Annotated in this window: 15 protein-coding genes and 1 other annotated feature; of the genes, 12 read left to right on the top strand and 3 right to left on the bottom strand. The window is 35.5% G+C overall.

The annotated features are described in order from the left end of the window. Positions 1–12: 12 nt before the first annotated feature. A complete protein-coding gene (gene tgt / locus HNQ94_RS01630; protein ID WP_174494540.1) occupies positions 13–1149 on the top strand; it encodes a tRNA guanosine(34) transglycosylase Tgt in 1137 nt (378 codons plus the stop codon). A 24-nt stretch (positions 1150–1173) separates the two neighbouring features. After that, positions 1174–1437 (top strand): preprotein translocase subunit YajC, encoded by a 264-nt coding sequence (gene yajC / locus HNQ94_RS01625; protein WP_174494541.1) that lies wholly within the window; start codon positions 1174–1176, stop codon positions 1435–1437. A 230-nt stretch (positions 1438–1667) separates the two neighbouring features. Here the strand turns inward: yajC and HNQ94_RS01620 are convergent, their stop codons facing one another. Beyond that, positions 1668–2051 (bottom strand): TIGR04086 family membrane protein, encoded by a 384-nt coding sequence (locus tag HNQ94_RS01620; protein ID WP_174494542.1) that lies wholly within the window; start codon positions 2049–2051, stop codon positions 1668–1670. A gap of 127 nt (positions 2052–2178) precedes the next feature. Between HNQ94_RS01620 and HNQ94_RS01615 the strand changes: the two genes are divergently transcribed. Both HNQ94_RS01615 and HNQ94_RS01610 read left to right on the top strand, forming a co-directional pair. Continuing rightward, complete coding sequence (locus HNQ94_RS01615; RefSeq protein WP_174494543.1) at positions 2179–3483, top strand: ArsB/NhaD family transporter; 1305 nt, start codon at positions 2179–2181, stop codon at positions 3481–3483. A gap of 77 nt (positions 3484–3560) precedes the next feature. After that, positions 3561–4220, top strand: coding sequence for a DUF421 domain-containing protein (locus tag HNQ94_RS01610; RefSeq protein WP_174494544.1), 660 nt, complete (start codon positions 3561–3563; stop codon positions 4218–4220). Between the two features lie 46 nt (positions 4221–4266). On the opposite strand, the gene spoVB is transcribed toward HNQ94_RS01610, so the two are convergent. After that, positions 4267–5811, bottom strand: coding sequence for a stage V sporulation protein B (spoVB, locus tag HNQ94_RS01605; RefSeq protein WP_174494545.1), 1545 nt, complete (start codon positions 5809–5811; stop codon positions 4267–4269). 173 nt (positions 5812–5984) lie between these two features. Here spoVB and HNQ94_RS01600 point away from each other — a divergent pair, with 173 nt between their 5' ends. The 7 genes from HNQ94_RS01600 (at position 5985) to dtd (ending at position 14957) form a co-directional block, all read left to right on the top strand. Further along, positions 5985–6284 (top strand): post-transcriptional regulator, encoded by a 300-nt coding sequence (locus HNQ94_RS01600; RefSeq protein ID WP_174494546.1) that lies wholly within the window; start codon positions 5985–5987, stop codon positions 6282–6284. A gap of 52 nt (positions 6285–6336) precedes the next feature. Beyond that, complete coding sequence (secDF, locus tag HNQ94_RS01595; RefSeq protein ID WP_174494547.1) at positions 6337–8610, top strand: protein translocase subunit SecDF; 2274 nt, start codon at positions 6337–6339, stop codon at positions 8608–8610. Between the two features lie 125 nt (positions 8611–8735). Beyond that, on the top strand, positions 8736–9065 hold the full coding sequence (locus HNQ94_RS01590) for a LapA family protein (protein WP_174494548.1): 330 nt from the start codon (positions 8736–8738) through the stop codon (positions 9063–9065). 69 nt (positions 9066–9134) lie between these two features. Then, positions 9135–11486, top strand: a complete 2352-nt coding sequence (recJ, locus tag HNQ94_RS01585) for a single-stranded-DNA-specific exonuclease RecJ (RefSeq protein ID WP_174494549.1) — start codon at positions 9135–9137, stop codon at positions 11484–11486. Further along, positions 11476–11988 (top strand): adenine phosphoribosyltransferase, encoded by a 513-nt coding sequence (locus tag HNQ94_RS01580; RefSeq protein ID WP_174494550.1) that lies wholly within the window; start codon positions 11476–11478, stop codon positions 11986–11988. Before recJ ends, HNQ94_RS01580 begins: the two co-directional genes overlap by 11 nt. A 308-nt stretch (positions 11989–12296) precedes the next feature. Continuing rightward, on the top strand, positions 12297–14492 hold the full coding sequence (locus HNQ94_RS01575) for a RelA/SpoT family protein (protein WP_174494551.1): 2196 nt from the start codon (positions 12297–12299) through the stop codon (positions 14490–14492). A gap of 12 nt (positions 14493–14504) precedes the next feature. Continuing rightward, positions 14505–14957 carry a D-aminoacyl-tRNA deacylase gene (gene dtd, locus HNQ94_RS01570; RefSeq protein ID WP_174494552.1) on the top strand — a complete coding sequence of 151 codons (453 nt, stop codon included), beginning with the start codon at positions 14505–14507 and terminating at the stop codon, positions 14955–14957. An 81-nt stretch (positions 14958–15038) separates the two neighbouring features. Here the strand turns inward: dtd and HNQ94_RS01565 are convergent, their stop codons facing one another. Then, the gene (locus HNQ94_RS01565) at positions 15039–16289 is read right to left on the bottom strand and encodes an N-acetylmuramoyl-L-alanine amidase family protein (RefSeq protein WP_174494553.1); all 1251 of its coding nucleotides are present in this window, start codon (positions 16287–16289) and stop codon (positions 15039–15041) included. Between the two features lie 120 nt (positions 16290–16409). On the opposite strand from HNQ94_RS01565, the gene HNQ94_RS01560 reads away from it, so the two are divergent. Then, on the top strand, positions 16410–16586 hold the full coding sequence (locus tag HNQ94_RS01560) for an RNA polymerase subunit sigma-70 (RefSeq protein WP_246199911.1): 177 nt from the start codon (positions 16410–16412) through the stop codon (positions 16584–16586). A 117-nt stretch (positions 16587–16703) separates the two neighbouring features. Further along, positions 16704–16931, top strand: a binding site (T-box leader). Positions 16932–16978 lie beyond the last annotated feature (47 nt).

Genomic DNA, 16978 nt, shown 5'->3' with positions numbered 1-16978 from the left:
GAGTGTTAGTATATGGCGATAACATATGAATTTATTAAAGAATGTAAACAAACAGGAGCTAGATTAGGAAAAGTACATACTCCTCATGGTTCTTTCGATACACCTGTTTTTATGCCAGTAGGGACGCTAGCAACAGTCAAAACAATGAGTCCGGAAGAAATAAAGGAATTAGGAGCAAATATAATTCTTTCCAATACGTATCATCTCTGGTTGAGACCAGGGGAAGATATTATTGAGGAAGCGGGTGGATTACATAAATTCATGAATTGGGATGGATCCATTTTAACTGATTCTGGTGGTTTTCAAGTTTTTAGCTTAAGTGATATGCGAGAAATCACAGAAGAGGGTGTCCATTTCCGTCATCATTTAAGTGGAGAAAAGTTATTTTTATCACCAGAAAAAGCGACGAATATCCAAAATTCTTTAGGTTCTGATATCATGATGGCTTTTGATGAATGTCCACCATATCCAGCTGAACATGAATATATGAAAAAATCAGTTGAAAGAACAAGTCGATGGGCGGAAAGATGTTTACAGGCACATACACGTCCAAATGATCAAGGTTTATTTGGTATCGTTCAAGGTGGGGAATTTGAAGATTTACGAAAGCAAAGTGCGAAAGATTTAATTTCCCTTGATTTCCCTGGTTATGCAATTGGTGGACTATCAGTTGGTGAACCTAAAGATGTGATGAACAGAGTATTAGATTTTACAGCTCCGTTATTACCTAAAAATAAACCGAGATACTTAATGGGTGTTGGCTCTCCGGACTCCTTAATAGATGGTGCTATTCGAGGTATCGATATGTTTGACTGTGTACTTCCTACACGTATCGCTCGGAACGGAACGTGTATGACATCTATAGGTAGATTAGTCGTTCGAAACGCCAAATATGCTCGTGATTACAGACCAATTGATGAACATTGTGACTGTTACACGTGTAAAAATTATACGCGTGCATATATTCGACACCTAGTTAAAGCAAATGAAACTTTCGGATTTAGACTTACGACTTATCATAATCTATATTTTTTGGTAAAATTGATGGGACAAGTTCGTGAAGCGATTAAAAACGATTGCTTAGGGGACTTTCGAGAAGAATTTTTTGAACAATATGGTTTTAATAAACCAAATGCGAAAAACTTCTAATTAGTGAAAGGAGGGGAAAATATAATGGATGTATTGATTCAATTAGCACCAATTTTATTGTTTTTTGTTATTTTCTATTTCATTTTAATTCGTCCTCAGCAAAAGCGTCAAAAAGCTGTACAAAACATGCAAAGCGAATTAAAGAAGGATGACAAGATTGTTACAATTGGAGGCCTACATGGTACCGTTCATGCTTTAGATGAAGGGACAATTGTAATCCGTGTTGAAGATGGCACAAAGCTTACATACGATCGTTCTGCTGTTCGTGAAGTAGTAAGTAATGACTAATGCTAAAAAAAGCGTTTTCTCATAAGAGAAAACGCTTTTTTCTTGCTGCTTAGGAAATTATAAAATTTCGGACTTGTGGATAAGTTAGTTGCACGGGGGAGCCACGTCTAGCTCCAGCACCTACCCCATCGGGACATAAGTCAATCCCTTCTGTGACAATACCTCCACGGCAGGTCTTGTCTTATGCCTGCCTTAGGCTGAGCAAGATCCTTGCGCTTTTGTTCCTATAACTATTTATTAGCCTCCGAATTACTCATGTTCACTCCAATAATTCCACCAAAAATAGCCGCAACTAAGAATAGCCCATGGTATAACCATTGATCTCCTTGAAAGATTTGATCATGCGCTAGATACTGATATAAGAAAATAAATAAACTATATCCAATACCTGTTATACCCCCAAGAAGCCATCCTTTATCCTTTCCTTTGACACCTGCTAAGAACCCTCCAGCAAATAAATATAACAACCCTAAACCTAATGTTAACCATGCCAGTGTACTACTCGATAATTCCGTGTAGCGAATGAAAAGTGCCAAGATAAAACTACTAATTAGCATAAATAAAAATATCGTTACCCATCCATAAAGTAAGGCAGTTAATCGCTTTGTCGCCATAAAACTATCCCCCTTGTTTGTCCATGTTTAAAATCATTCTATTCACAAATAAAAAAAATAGAAGCAAATATTTTCGAGGGGGACATGAATATACATAGTAAAAATAAAGAAAAAAAGGAGAACTTTTATGGAGGCAGCGTTTTCAATTGCGATATTTTTAGTAAGTTATATTTTTATCATTATGGAAAAAGTGAATAGGGCGTTAGTAGCATTAACAGGTGGCGTATTAATGTTATGTATTGGTATTTATGATTGGAATGATGCCTTTTATTCTTATATAGATTGGCACACGATAACCCTTCTGTTCTCGATGATGGTTTTAGTTTCCATCACACAGAAAACCGGATTTTTTGAATACATAGCATTGTTATTGGCCCAAAAAGTAAAAGGAGAGCCAGTTCGCTTATTAATTGTTATTTCTTGTTTAACTGCTTTAGGATCAGCTCTCTTAGACAATGTAACGACTGTTTTATTGTTTGTTCCTGTTTTATTAAATTTAACATCTATATTGCAGTTACCCGCATTTCCTTATTTAATTTCTATTATTTTCAGTTCTAATATAGGTGGAGCTGCGACATTAATAGGTGACCCACCAAACATTATGATTGGCCAAGCAGTAGAACATTTAACGTTCACTTCATTTTTGAAGAATATGGCACCTGTTGTATTCATTATTTTTATTTGTACGATGTTTTTATTGTATTTCCTCTTTAGAAAATCGTTAAAAAAAGTTAAATTGGATCCAGAAAAGATAAAACAATTAAAACCTGAAGATTATTTAAAAAAAACACCGTTATTATATAAATCACTAGGTGTGTTAGGTCTAACAATCGTAGGATTTTTACTTCATCCAATTTTACATGTGGAACTAACAACTGTAGCTGTTTGTGGTGCATTACTTTTACTTCTCTTATCAGAAAAAGATGTACAGGCTGAAAAAATATTTCAAGAAGTGGAATGGCTTACTTTATTTTTCTTTATCGGACTATTCATTTTAGTAGGTGGTTTACAAGCAACTGGTGTAATTGACGAAGTAGCGAAAGGCATTATTTTTGCAACGGAAGGGGACTTGCCTAAAACGGCATTGATCATTTTATGGATTTCTGGAATCTTTTCTGGAATCGTTGACAACATTCCGTTTGTTGCGGCTATGATACCAATCATTCAAGAATTTAAAGACTATGGCATGATGAACTTAGATCCATTGTGGTGGGCACTTGCATTAGGAGCATGTTTAGGCGGAAATGGAACATTAGTCGGTGCTTCTGCAAATGTGGTCGTAGCGGGTATCGCAGCTACATATGGTAAAGGGATTTCCTTTTTGCGATTTATGAAGTATGGTTTTCCAATCGTTATTTTCTCACTTATCATATGTACCGTTTATATTTTCTTTAGATACTTAATTCCGTTTATGCAAGCTTCTGTACAGTAGTGTAGCGCCATGTATAAATACTTTCTATTAGGTTAATAAATAGTGGGAATAACTTAATAGAAAGTAGAAGAGTAGACATGGAACTAGCATTTGATCTTTTTATCATTGTTTTAAGAACTTTTGGCGCCTATATAGTTGTATTTGGGATACTGAGAATCATGGGAAAAAGAGAGATAGGAGAGATAGGTATCCTAGACCTCGTTATTTTCATTATGTTAGCCGAGATGGCTGTTATATCGATAGAAAGCGTAGATAAGAGTTTTTTGTTTTCCATTACACCTATGGTTATTCTCTTGATTATTCAAAGAATAACTGCTCGTGTTTCTTTAAACAGTCAAAAAGCTAGACGGTGGATGGACGGTAGACCTGCTGTTATTATACGAGAAGGAAAATTAGATGAAAAGGAAATGAGTGAACAACGCTATAATATTGATGATTTACTCATTCAATTGCACGATAAGGGAATTCAACTAATACAAGAAGTAGAACTTGCTATTTTAGAGCCGAATGGTAGGTTATCTGTTTTTGAGAAAAAAGATAATCCAGTAAAATTTTATGAGCCGTTAATTTTAGATGGCAAAATCCAACATAAAGTACTTGAAATAATGAATAAAGATGAAAAATGGTTGAAAAAGGAATTAGGGAAATTAGGATATGAGGATAATGAACAAATTTCCTATTGCTCCATGAATAAAGACGGGAGTTTACATGTGGACGAAACCAATAAGGAGAAATAAGCACAAAAAAACTACGGCCCTTTTGGGAGACCGTAGTTTTTTTCGATTACTTTTTGAAGAATGGGAGCTGAGATAATTCATCTTTCGTAATAAAGCGAAACACAAATAACAAAATGATGTAAACACCGGTTAATAGTACGAAAATTATTAATAATGATAGTAATTGGTGATCTGCTTGAGGGAAGATTCGATACAAAAACTGCCCAATAAAATACGTAATAATCAACAGACTACCCATTTTGATAATATCAATGAATGGTAAACGAAAGCCTATATGTTTAGCAAGTACTGCAAAGTGTAGTAGGGTTACTAAAATGATTCCGATGATAATAGATAAAACAACCCCTGTTATCCCGAATTGCGGTTGGGATGCTAAAATTAATAGGGTTGCAAGCTTCACAATTGATCCTATTACGCTGTTGTACATTGCTTGTTTCGCCAAGTCTAATGCTTGAAGAGCTGCCTGTAATGGTGCTTGAAAGTATAGTAAGATAAAAAACGGTGCCATTAAACTAAGAAAATAACTTGCGTCTGCATCGTTATACACAAACAGCAAAATTGGCTTTGCAAAAATAAATAGTACAATTGTCGCCAATGCTCCAGATGCAAAAGATAGACGAATGGATTGATGTATTCGAAAATGGATGAGTTTCTTTTGTTTTTTTGCTTCTGCTTCACTTATAGATGGAACAAGAGCTGTTGATAGTGAACTTGTAATAAAAGTAGGTAGAAATAATAGTGGTAAAACAAATCCTGTCAGTTCTCCATATAGTTTTGTACTTTGTGTTACCGTGAAGCCGGCAATTGCCAATGCTTGGGAAACAAGTATGGGCTCTAGAAAATGTGTCACGTTCCCAACTAGGCGGCTACCTGTTGTTGGAAGAGCGATAGATAAAAGGTTGGAAAGCGTTTCTCTTCCTTTTTGAAAGGATTTTTTAATTTTTGATCTTACTTTAATTATTTTCTTGTTTTTAAATTGGTGAATGATATACATTAACGAACAGAACTCACCAATGACAACAGAAATCATTGCTCCACTAGCAGCATACTCAATTCCATATGGAAGTAGCATTTTCGTTAGTAAGGCAACTAGAGTGATACGTACAATTTGTTCAATTACTTGAGATACAGCTTGAGGCTTCATGTTTTGTAACCCTTGAAAATATCCTCTTAAAACTGCAGATATTGCAACTATTGGTATAATAGGACTTATTGCTAATAATGGATATAACGTCCGACTATCTGTTAGCAAGTAGTTGGCTACATAAGGAGAAATAAAAATAAAGGCTATAGTGAATATGGTGCTAAGCACTAAAGTTATCGTAAAAGAAATAACTAGAATTCTTTTTATTTTTAAACGATCTCCATTTGCGTCAGCTTCGGCAACTCTTTTGGAAATGGCAACTGGAAGTCCAAAATGGGTGAGTGTAATGACCAAAAATAGCGTAGGCAAAGCCATCATGTATAGACCAACACCTTCTTCCCCCATGATGCGCGCTACTACAATTCGGTTAATGAAACCGAGAAATCGAGTAATTAGTCCGGCAATGATCAAAATTAATGTGCCTTGTATAAAAGTTTGTTTTGCCATGAATCCGCCCTGCCTTCTCAAAATATTAAAAATCATATACAATGAATGTATATGCAAGAAGGTTGGGCAAGCATGACAAGCCCTTTTTTACTTTTAGAAATTTTAGACTGATAAGGAAATACATGTAACATTCTTCATTTTGGTAGCAACTTTATAAAAAGGGGGGGCATGTTATGGTAGAGATGAGGCTAATTTCTGTCTGGAAGCCTTTTGTATTACCTGCTTTAACGAGTAAAGTAGAAGAGCTACATATTTTTGGGTATGATAAGGCAACGATTGAGGACGTATGGAATTGTTTAATGAAGAAGGTTTGGAAAAAGGACCATGAAATAAGACTACATCAGGTTGTACAAGATATATTACATTTAGATGCGGGTACATATATGAACTTTTTAACGATGGAAATCTATCGGAATGATGATTTAATGTCCCAAATTGAAGCGTTGCGTGGGTTTAGCAAAGAAGAAGCATAAAAGTAACAAAACATTTTGGGTAGGTAAGTGAATAAAGGAGGAACTAGACATCATGGTAAAAAGAGGCCGAATCGTTGCTTTTTTTCTGCTTGTTGTTTTATTTGCAGGAGTAATAGGTTCAACGACATCTGGTATAACGAAAGACATAACACTTGGTTTAGATTTACAAGGTGGATTTGAAATTTTATATGAGGTTGAACCAATAGATGAAACGCAAGAAGTAAATAAGCGGTTGTTAGATGCAACGGTTCAAAGTTTAAGAGAACGTGTAGATGTATTAGGTATTAGTGAAACAAACATTGATATTGAAGGTGACAATCGGATAAGAGTTCAGCTTGCTGGTGTTCAAGATCAAACAGAAGCACGTGAACTTTTATCTACAGAGGCACGATTATCCTTTAGGGATATTAATGACAAAGAATATTTAAATGGTAATGATATTGTGGAAGGAAGTGCTACACAGGATTTCCATCCAGATAATAATCGACCAATTGTTTCCTTGAAATTGAAAAGTGCTGAAAGATTTTATGAAGTAACGAGTGATATTGCAGCAATGAATGACCCAACAATAGATGGTCCGGATAATAATCTGTTAGTAATTTGGATGGACTATAATGAAGGCGATTCGTTTGCAGCAGAGTCACAAAAAGAAGATCCTAAATATGTTTCGGCACCTGCTGTTAGCGAACCAATAAATGGAAGAGACGTAATTATTGAGGGAACGTTTACAGTAGAAGAAGCTCAGCGCCTTGCTGATATTTTAAATGCTGGATCATTACCAGTTAATTTAGAAGAACTTTACTCTGTTTCCGTTGGTGCACAGTTTGGGGAACAGGCATTAAATAAGACAGTTTTTGCTAGTATGATTGGTGTTGCGTTAATCTTTATCTTTATGATTGCGTACTATCGTTTCCCAGGTCTTATTGCTGTTATAACCTTAAGTGTATATATTTACTTAATTTTGTTAGTGTTTAACTTAATGAATGGTGTTCTCACCCTCCCAGGTATTGCGGCCCTCGTATTAGGGGTTGGGATGGCGGTTGATGCTAACATTATCACGTATGAAAGAATACGAGAAGAGCTGAAGGCTGGCAAAACGACATTATCTGCTTTTCGTGCTGGGAACACGCAATCCATAAGTACTATTATGGATGCAAATGTCACCACGTTAATTGCAGCAGCCGTATTATTTATGTTTGGGACAAGCTCTGTAAAAGGCTTTGCAACGATGTTAATTGTAAGTATATTAGTTAGCTTTATAACTGCTGTTTATGGATCTAGATTACTACTTGGCTTTTGGGTAAAGAGTAAATTTTTAAATAAGAGAATTAGTTGGTTTGGCGTAAAGAAAAGTGAAGTTCTAGATATAGCAAAAGGGGAAGAAGTTGAACCAAAAGTATTTGGAAAAACATTTGATTTCGTAGCCCATCGCAAAAAATTCTTTATTGCATCCATCGCTTTAGTATTGATAGGGATTGTATCGGTTCTTGTCCTCCGCTTAAACCTTGGGATTGATTTTACTAGCGGATCTCGTGTGCAGGTACTAGCAAATGAAACAATCTCGATGGAAGAAATAGAACAAGATCTTGAGGAGATAGATTTAAATCCAGTTGAAATAACAAGAGCAGGGGACCTCAATGAAATTGCGATGATTCGATTTGATCGAGTATTATCCGAGGATACGATTTCAACCTTGAAAGCCCACTTTACGGAGAAGTTTGGAAACGAACCTAGTGTAAGTACTGTTTCTCCTGAAGTAGGAAAAGAACTAGCTAAAAATGCGGCTTTAGCCGTAATTTATGCATCAATCGGGATTATCATTTACGTAACATTCCGATTTGAATTTTTCTTTGCCCTTACGGCAATTATTGCGTTATTACATGATGCGTTTTTCATTATAGCGCTATTCAGTATTACGCAATTAGAGTTTGACATAACCATTATTGCTGCAATCCTTACAATTGTCGGTTACTCCATAAACGATACAATAGTAACCTTTGACCGGATAAGAGAAAATCTAAAAGTAAAGAAACGTGTTAAATCTTTTGCTGAGCTTGCGATCATCATAAACAAGAGTTTAATGCAAACATTAGGTCGAAGTATTAACACAGTAATTACAGTAGTTTTCGCAGCATTAATGTTACTAATATTCGGTGCGGCTCCCATTACGAATTTCTCTTTTGCTTTACTTGTAGGTCTAGTAGCAGGTATGTATTCTTCCTTATTTATCGCAGCCCAGTTATGGCTTGTATGGAGAGGGAAAATGTTAAAAGAGAAGCCATTAGAATTTGGCGAAAGAAAATCTACAGGTGGTCCACAAGTCTAATAAAAACCCTTGTCGCTTTCAAAAGTGACAAGGGTTTATTTTTTTCTATCAAGGGAAAAACATAGAAAGGAACTGACAAATAAAATAACGAATACATATGTACAAATAGAAAAGGAGTGAAAGCTGTGAGGGGACAAACGTCTATTATTTTGGCCATCATTTTTGCAATCATTGTTGCTGTCTTTGCAGTCATTAATGTTGATGCTGTTCCAGTTAATTTCTTATTTACTACTAGTGAAGCACCATTGATTCTAGTGATTTTATTTTCTGTATTTATGGGAAGTATCATTACAGGTTCTTTTGGATTAGTAAAGATATTTACTTTACAAAAGGAAGTGAAAAGACTTCGATTAGAAAAAGAACAGCTACAAAAAGAGAACAGAAACGAATCGGAAAATTTTGATGATCAGGAAACTTCATCCATAAACAAAGAAGAAGATCTGAAGCAACCCTAGAATAATATACATTACCTGTTTGCCACCCCTGAAAACCTCTAGTATAATGGTTCCGTCAGGGGTGAAATTATGTTAGAAGGTAAAGCGATATGGCGCATGCAAATAGATGAAGAGTTAAATGATGATATTCAACTTCCAATATCTAATTTGACTAAAAAACTTTTAGTTAAAAGAGGTATTCGAAATACAGAAAAAGCGAAAAAGTTTCTATCACCAAATTTAGAGGATCTTTATGATCCCTTTTTATTTCCAGATATGAAAAAAGCGGTTAGTAGAATAGAAGAGGCAATTGTAAATGGTGAAATGATATTAGTATTTGGGGATTATGATGCAGATGGGGTAACGTCTACGGCTTTGTTAGTAGAAGCGTTACGGGAAAAAGATGCTATGGTGGACTTCTACATACCAAACAGGTTTACAGAAGGCTATGGGCCTAATGAAAATGCTTTTAGACAGGCATATGAGGCTGGGGTCTCTCTCATTATTACTGTAGATACTGGGATAGCTGCTGTAGAAGAAGCGCGAATAGCCAAAGAACTTGGAATGGATTTAATTATCACGGACCACCATGAACCACAAGAAGAGCTACCGGAAGCTCTAGCTATTATTCATCCGAAAATTCCTGAAGGCTATCCTTTTGGTGAACTAGCAGGGGTTGGGGTTTCTTTTAAATTGGCTCAAGCAATTCTTGGTTCTGTTCCACTTCACTTAATTGAACTAGCAGCAATTGGAACTGTGGCTGACCTTGTTACTTTACAGGACGAAAATAGAGTTATTGTATATTATGGATTGCAAGCATTAACCAGTACGAATAGACCTGGTATAAAAATGCTAAAAGAAATAGCAAGTATTGAAGGCGATGTAACAGAGGAGCATATTGGTTTTGCTATAGGCCCTCGTCTTAATGCTGTCGGCAGGCTGCAAGACGCTTCATTAGCAGTAGAGTTACTTTTAGAGGAAGACATCGATCAAGCCAAACACATAGCAGATGAAATTCAATCTTTAAATCAACAACGTCAGCAAATTGTTGCAGAAATCACCCAAGAAGCGATGACAATAATCCAAGAAAGTAATGATAAGGAGGATTCCGTTTTTGTTGTTGCAAAAGAAGGATGGAATCCAGGAGTTCTAGGAATAGTCGCTTCCCGTCTAGTAAATGAATATAATAAACCAGCTATTGTATTAGCCATAGACGAGGAAAGAGGAGAAGCGAAAGGCTCAGCAAGAAGTATTGAGGCTTTTAATTTGTTTGAAAATTGTATGGAGTTAAAAAGTTTATTTATTAGTTTTGGGGGCCACTCACAAGCTGCTGGTATGACGTTGACACTAGAGAATGTGGACAAACTTCGGAAAGAATTAAATGCTTTAGCTCAAGAAAAACTTACCGAGAAAGATTTTTCACCTATTTTATCTGTTGATTTTGCTGTTCATTTATCAGAGCTTTCATTAGATACAATTCACGAAATAGGTCAATTATCTCCTTTTGGTATGGGTAATCCTAAACCACTTTTTGAAATTAAATCGCAGCTTCCTTCTGAGATTAGGCAAATTGGGTCTAAACTAAACCATTTGAAAATGAGTTTTCAGTATGAGCAAACAAACTTAGATGTTATTGGCTTTAGTATGGGAGACTTATACCCAAAAATATCTCCACACTCAAAAATAGCTATTGTTGGAGAGTTGGGCATCAATGAGTGGAACGGAAGAAAGAAAATGCAAATGATGTTAAAGGATTTAAAAGTCCAAGAATGGCAGATGTTTGACTATAGAGGTACGAGACACCTTTCGAAACAAATGAGTCATTTAGACTCGGGAAAATCTAAAGTTTGTTTGCATTATAGCGACATTTCTACGAATGACTTATGGTTAAAAGAAAAGTTTCTTTGTATTCAGGCTGAGGAGTGGAGCAGTCAACAGAAAACCTCTAATGGCAACGTAGAGGAATTATTACTTTATGACCTACCACCGAAATTAGAAGATTTAACGGTTATTTTGAAATCCGTAAAGCCCAAATTTATTCATGTTTATTTTAAAACCGATGAACAAAACTACTTTAGCCAAACTCCTACTAGGGATCATTTTAAAACATTTTATGGAATGATAATGAAACGGGGTTTGCTTGACTTGAAAAAGGAAAGAACGGCATATGCTAACAAAAATGGTTGGTCTAACGAATTTTTGGACTTTATAATTAAAGTGTTTTTAGAGCTTCAATTTGTTAAAATAGAAAATGGAGTTTTATACTATAACCCGAAACCAACAAAAAAGGATTTAACGGACTCGGCTACGTATCAACTAAAACTGAATCAAGTGGAAGTAGAAAAAACGCTATATTATTCTTCTTACACAGAATTAAAAAATTGGTTTTCTAAACAGTTAGGTATAAGCAATTTGAAGGAGGAAGTCGTTCATGGACTATAAAAAATATATTACTGTTGTTGAGGATTGGCCTAAAGAAGGAATTCGATTTAAAGATATAACGACTTTAATGGATAACGGGACAGCTTACAAGTCAGCAATTAATGATATTGTTGAGTATGCAAAAAAATTAGAAATAGATATTGTTGTAGGACCTGAAGCTCGCGGCTTTATTATTGGATGTCCGGTTTCTTATGCACTTGAAATCGGCTTTGCACCGGTTCGTAAAGAAGGAAAACTTCCACGTGAAGTAATAAAAGTTGATTATGGTTTAGAATACGGGAAAGATGTGTTGACCATTCATAAGGACGCTATTAGGCCCGGTCAACGTGTTCTAATTACCGACGATTTACTTGCAACAGGAGGGACAATCGAAGCAACCATTAAGCTTGTAGAAGAGCTGGGTGGTGTTGTTGCAGGGTGTGCATTCCTTATCGAACTAACTTACTTAAACGGTAGAGATAAGCTAAACGGTTATGATGTCTTAACATTAATGCAATATTAAAGAAAAAGAGTACTCTCGCTATGGAGTACTCTTTATTTCCATTATATAGAATTCTGTTTTCTTGATATAAATTGTCATTAAATATACTATTTTCTTTGCATTTATGTTACATTTTTATAATAATGAAAAAAACATCCAACCTTTATGCCGGAGCAATTGCTCCCACTTTAAGACTTAGAATGATCATTGGAAGTCTAAATGGGGATAAAGGACGCTAGCATTTAATAAGTTTTGCTACAATTAGTTGGTAAAACACACAGATTGTAGTCTCACTATATATATAGAATGGATAGATTTAAGGTGATTTCATGTCTAGAGAAAAAATAGTAACAGCTGAAGACGTATTTGAAGTAGCGGGTAAGTATCTTTCTGAGAAAGATACTGATTTTATTAAGCGTGCATATGAATATGCACAGCATGCACATAGGGATCAGTACCGTAAATCAGGGGAACCTTACATCTTACACCCAATACAAGTAGCAGGAATTTTAGCGGAGTTAGAAATGGACCCTGCAACTGTTGCTTGTGGTTTTTTACACGATGTTGTCGAGGACACAGAAGTAACACTAGAGGACTTAAAAAAACAGTTTAGTGAAGAAGTCGCTATGCTTGTAGATGGAGTAACGAAGCTAGGGAAAATTAAATATAAGTCTAAAGAGGAGCAACAGGCTGAAAATCACCGAAAAATGTTTGTTGCGATGGCCAAGGACATACGAGTTATTTTAATCAAGCTTGCTGATCGTCTCCACAACATGCGTACTCTTAAGCATTTACCGATAGAAAAACAACGTAGAATTGCAAATGAAACCTTGGAAATATTTGCACCCTTAGCACACCGATTAGGTATTTCTACAATTAAATGGGAGCTAGAAGATACAGCTCTTCGTTATTTAAACCCACAACAATATTATCGAATCGTTAACTTAATGAAGCAAAAACGTGCTGAACGAGAGCATTATGTTCACGATGTTATTGACGAAATAAATAGACAGCTGGATGACGTGCAAATAGAAGCGCATATTTCTGGTAGACCTAAGCACCTTTATAGTATTTATCACAAAATGGTTATGCAAAATAAACAGTTTAATGAAATATATGATTTATTAGCAGTTCGTGTTGTTGTTAATAGTATTAAGGATTGTTATGCAGTCTTAGGTATTATTCATACTTGCTGGAAACCTATGCCAGGTAGGTTTAAAGACTATATAGCAATGCCAAAACCAAATCTATACCAATCGCTTCACACAACAGTTATTGGTCCTAAGGGTGACCCTTTAGAAGTCCAAATAAGAACACAAGAAATGCATGAAATTGCTGAATACGGAATTGCTGCTCACTGGGCCTATAAAGAAGAAGGTAAATCTGTTAAAAGTAAGAAATCTGTTCAAGATAAACTTACTTGGTTTAGAGAAATTTTAGAATGGCAAAATGACACCCATGATGCGGAAGAATTTATGGAATCCCTTAAAGTAGACCTGTTCTCCGATATGGTTTATGTTTTTACACCAAAAGGAGACGTTGTAGAGCTACCATCGGGTTCTGTGCCAATTGATTTTGCTTATCGAATTCATACGGAAATTGGCAATCAAACAATTGGTGCCAAAATTAATGGTAAAATGGAGCCGCTTGATTATAAGCTAAAAACGGGTGACATTTTAGAAATAATGACGTCTAAACATTCTTATGGACCTTCTCAAGACTGGTTAAAAATAACCCAGACATCTCAAGCGAAGAACAAAATTAAACAATTCTTCAAAAAGCAAAGAAGAGATGAAAACATTACTAAAGGTAGAGAATTAGTTGAAAAAGAGCTTGTTAATTTAAATATAAACATAAAAGAAGTTTTAACAGCTGATAACTTACGAAAAGTTGGAGAAAAATTCAATTTTCATAATGAAGAAGATATGTTTGCAGCGGTTGGATACCAAGGTATTACTGCTGCACAAATTGCAAACCGCCTTGCTGATAAGGTAAGGAAAAAAACGAAGGAATTAGATTTTGAGAAATCACTTGAAGAAGTCAAGCAAGATGTGATATCTAGACATAAAAAGAAGACCGAGTCAGGTGTTAAAGTAAGTGGTGCAGATAATCTACTCATTCGCTTATCAAAATGCTGTAACCCAGTACCTGGTGATGAAATCATCGGCTATATTACGAAGGGTAGAGGGGTTTCTGTTCACCGTGCTGACTGTTCAAATGTACAAACAGATGAAGTATCAGGTAGATTACTGGAAGTTGAATGGGAAAGCGATGGAGAAGGAAAACAATTCAATGTTGATTTAGAGATATCTGGTTATGATCGTCATGGCCTTTTAAATGAAGTATTACAAGCAATTAATGAAACAAAAACAAGTATTACGGCTGTTACTGGTAAGTCAGATAAAAGCCATATGGCAACTATTCACGTTACTATATTAATCCAAAATATTAGTCATTTACGGAAAATAGTTGACCGTATTAAACAAATTTCTGATGTATATACAGTAAAAAGAAAGGTTCAGTAAGGGGTTTAAGTAATGAGAGCAGTTATTCAAAAAGTTAGTCAGGCTAGTGTTGTCGTCAATCATAGCGAAGTGGGTAAAATTCAAGAAGGTATAGTTGTACTTCTTGGGGTAACTCATGATGATGATGTAGAAGATGCAGAATATTTGGTGGACAAAATAGTAAATTTGCGTATTTTTGAAGATGAACAAGGGAAGATGAACTTATCTTTGAAAGATGTTAAAGGGTCTATATTGTCCATTTCACAATTTACACTGTACGGTGATTGTCGAAAAGGAAGACGGCCAAACTTTATGAATGCAGCAAAACCTGAACCGGCAAACGAATTGTATAAAACCTTTAATAAACTCATCGCCAATAAAGGGATTCCTTTGGAAACAGGCATTTTTGGGGAAATGATGAGCGTATCTTTGACCAATAATGGTCCTGTAACATTAATGCTAGATAGTGCTGATAGGAAGAAATAATCTTTGCTCCTATATAAAATAGAAATAAATGTAAAAGGACATTCTAATTTTTTTAGAATGTCCTTTTTCTCTATTTCTTATTTATTTTTGATAGTGATTGATTAACCCTCGAACAATCGCATTAGTAGCTTGTTGTTGAAAGTGTTCTGTATTTATTGTTCTCTCTTCTTGATTATTGGATAGAAATCCCAGTTCTAATAATACAGATGGCTGCGTGTTCTCACGTATGACAAGAAAGTTCCCAAATTTCACATTCCTGTCTCTAAACCCTGTCGCTTGAACGAGTTCTTTTTGTATTTCAGTCGCTAAAGGTAGATGTTGCTCATCATAATAAAAGCTACCTATACCATGAACCTCTGGGAATTCCATAGAGCTGTTATAATGGATGCTTATAAAAGCGTCTGCATTATTTGCGTTTGAATAAGCTACTCTCGTGTTTAAGGGCAAATAAATGTCATTAGAGCGTGTTAATAATGGCTTTGCCCCCAAAGCTGCTAATTTCTTTGCAAGTAAATTACCTGTTCTTTCCGTTAAGTCTTTTTCATATTTACCACTTACACCGATTGTACCAGTATCGTATCCACCATGCCCCGCATCAATCACAATAACTTTATTTTTCAACACACTTAGTCCATTTGGATAAGTATTTCCTTGTTGTGTGGCATCGACTAACCATTCAGCCACATACATACTTTGATTCTCGTGTTGGAATTCGTACCAATTACCTTGTTTACTTATGACCTGATAACTTTTTCCACTATCACTTTTTCCAACAATTTCATGATCAACCGAGGGTCCACTACGAAAGTGGGTTTGGTCGAAAAGAACGGTAATTGTATCTGAATCGGTACTTGCCTTATTATATTTCACCAACCATTTTGCTACCCAACCTGATTGTCCGGAAGGAAGTTCAATTTGAATCCATCCTTTTTCTTGATTTAAAACTGGATACGTTTGTCCATCTTTAATTTGATCAATAATATTTCCACTATAAGTTGGTTGGTCTCTAACACTGATAGCTGATACCCCTGGATCTATGGATACAAACCCAGTACTATTTATTTCACCATTAGACTGATGGAGATATTCGGATGCAACCCAACCTTCCAGTTGATTTGTTTTGATTTTGGTCCATTCACCCGATTCTTCTAGTATTTCTACCTGTGTATCTTGATTGGCTTGTCCAATAACATTGTGATCTAAACCAGGACCACTTCTTATGTTTAGGTTATCAACAGCTATTGTTCCTTGCTTTGCACTTACTTCATAGGTGACCAATAGGAGATAAAAGAAAGACAGTGCTAATGACAAGAAGAACTTTTTCTTGTCCAAAATGATTCCTCCCTCAATGTTGTTTTACATCTACATTCAACAATTTTATCAAAAATTCATTTTTTTATGTAAGAAAACCTTCTTTTTTGAACAAAATAATTTAAAATGGGAGGGTTCGCTGTGAGAATAAGTGGAAAAAGACATGCCTTAGTACCAAGTGAGCAAGATATATTCAATATTGATTTTCATCATTTCCTTGAATCAGCAAAAGAGCAAACTGCTCTTGAAACTGCACAAGAGTTTGGATTATCGCTAGGAGAAGTAAAAAAATTAAAAGAAAAGCTGGATCGTTCTTGACATTTTGATTTTACATCTTTATGATAAGAATCAATCTAAAGAAAAGTCGTTGACTGGTAAGTTTTCTAATAATGAAAGGGCATAGTTGTCCCGATCAATTTATCATTAAAACATATAGGAAAGCCTATGAAGGAAAAAGTAGTTAAGCATACGGTGAACAGAGAGGAAATGTCTAGGCTGAAAACATTTCTTCACACGATCTTAATGAAAGACGTTCTGGAGGTTCCTCATCGAACGGGATACTTAGTAGATGTTGGACGCAAGCAAGCGTTATTGTATAGAGTGGAAGTTCATTAAATTGGCTTCAACTTAGGGTGGCAACGCGGGTAAAATCTCGTCCCTTTTTTATAGGGGACGGGATTTTTTTATATTTAGGCTGCTTTTCTAATGAT

It is taken from the genome of Salirhabdus euzebyi, assembly GCF_014207435.1.
In the GTDB taxonomy this organism is placed as follows: Bacteria; Bacillota; Bacilli; order Bacillales; family Alkalibacillaceae; genus Salirhabdus; species Salirhabdus euzebyi.
The sequence above is the reverse complement of the archived record's forward strand: the minus strand, read 5'-3'. Positions and strand labels throughout refer to the sequence as shown.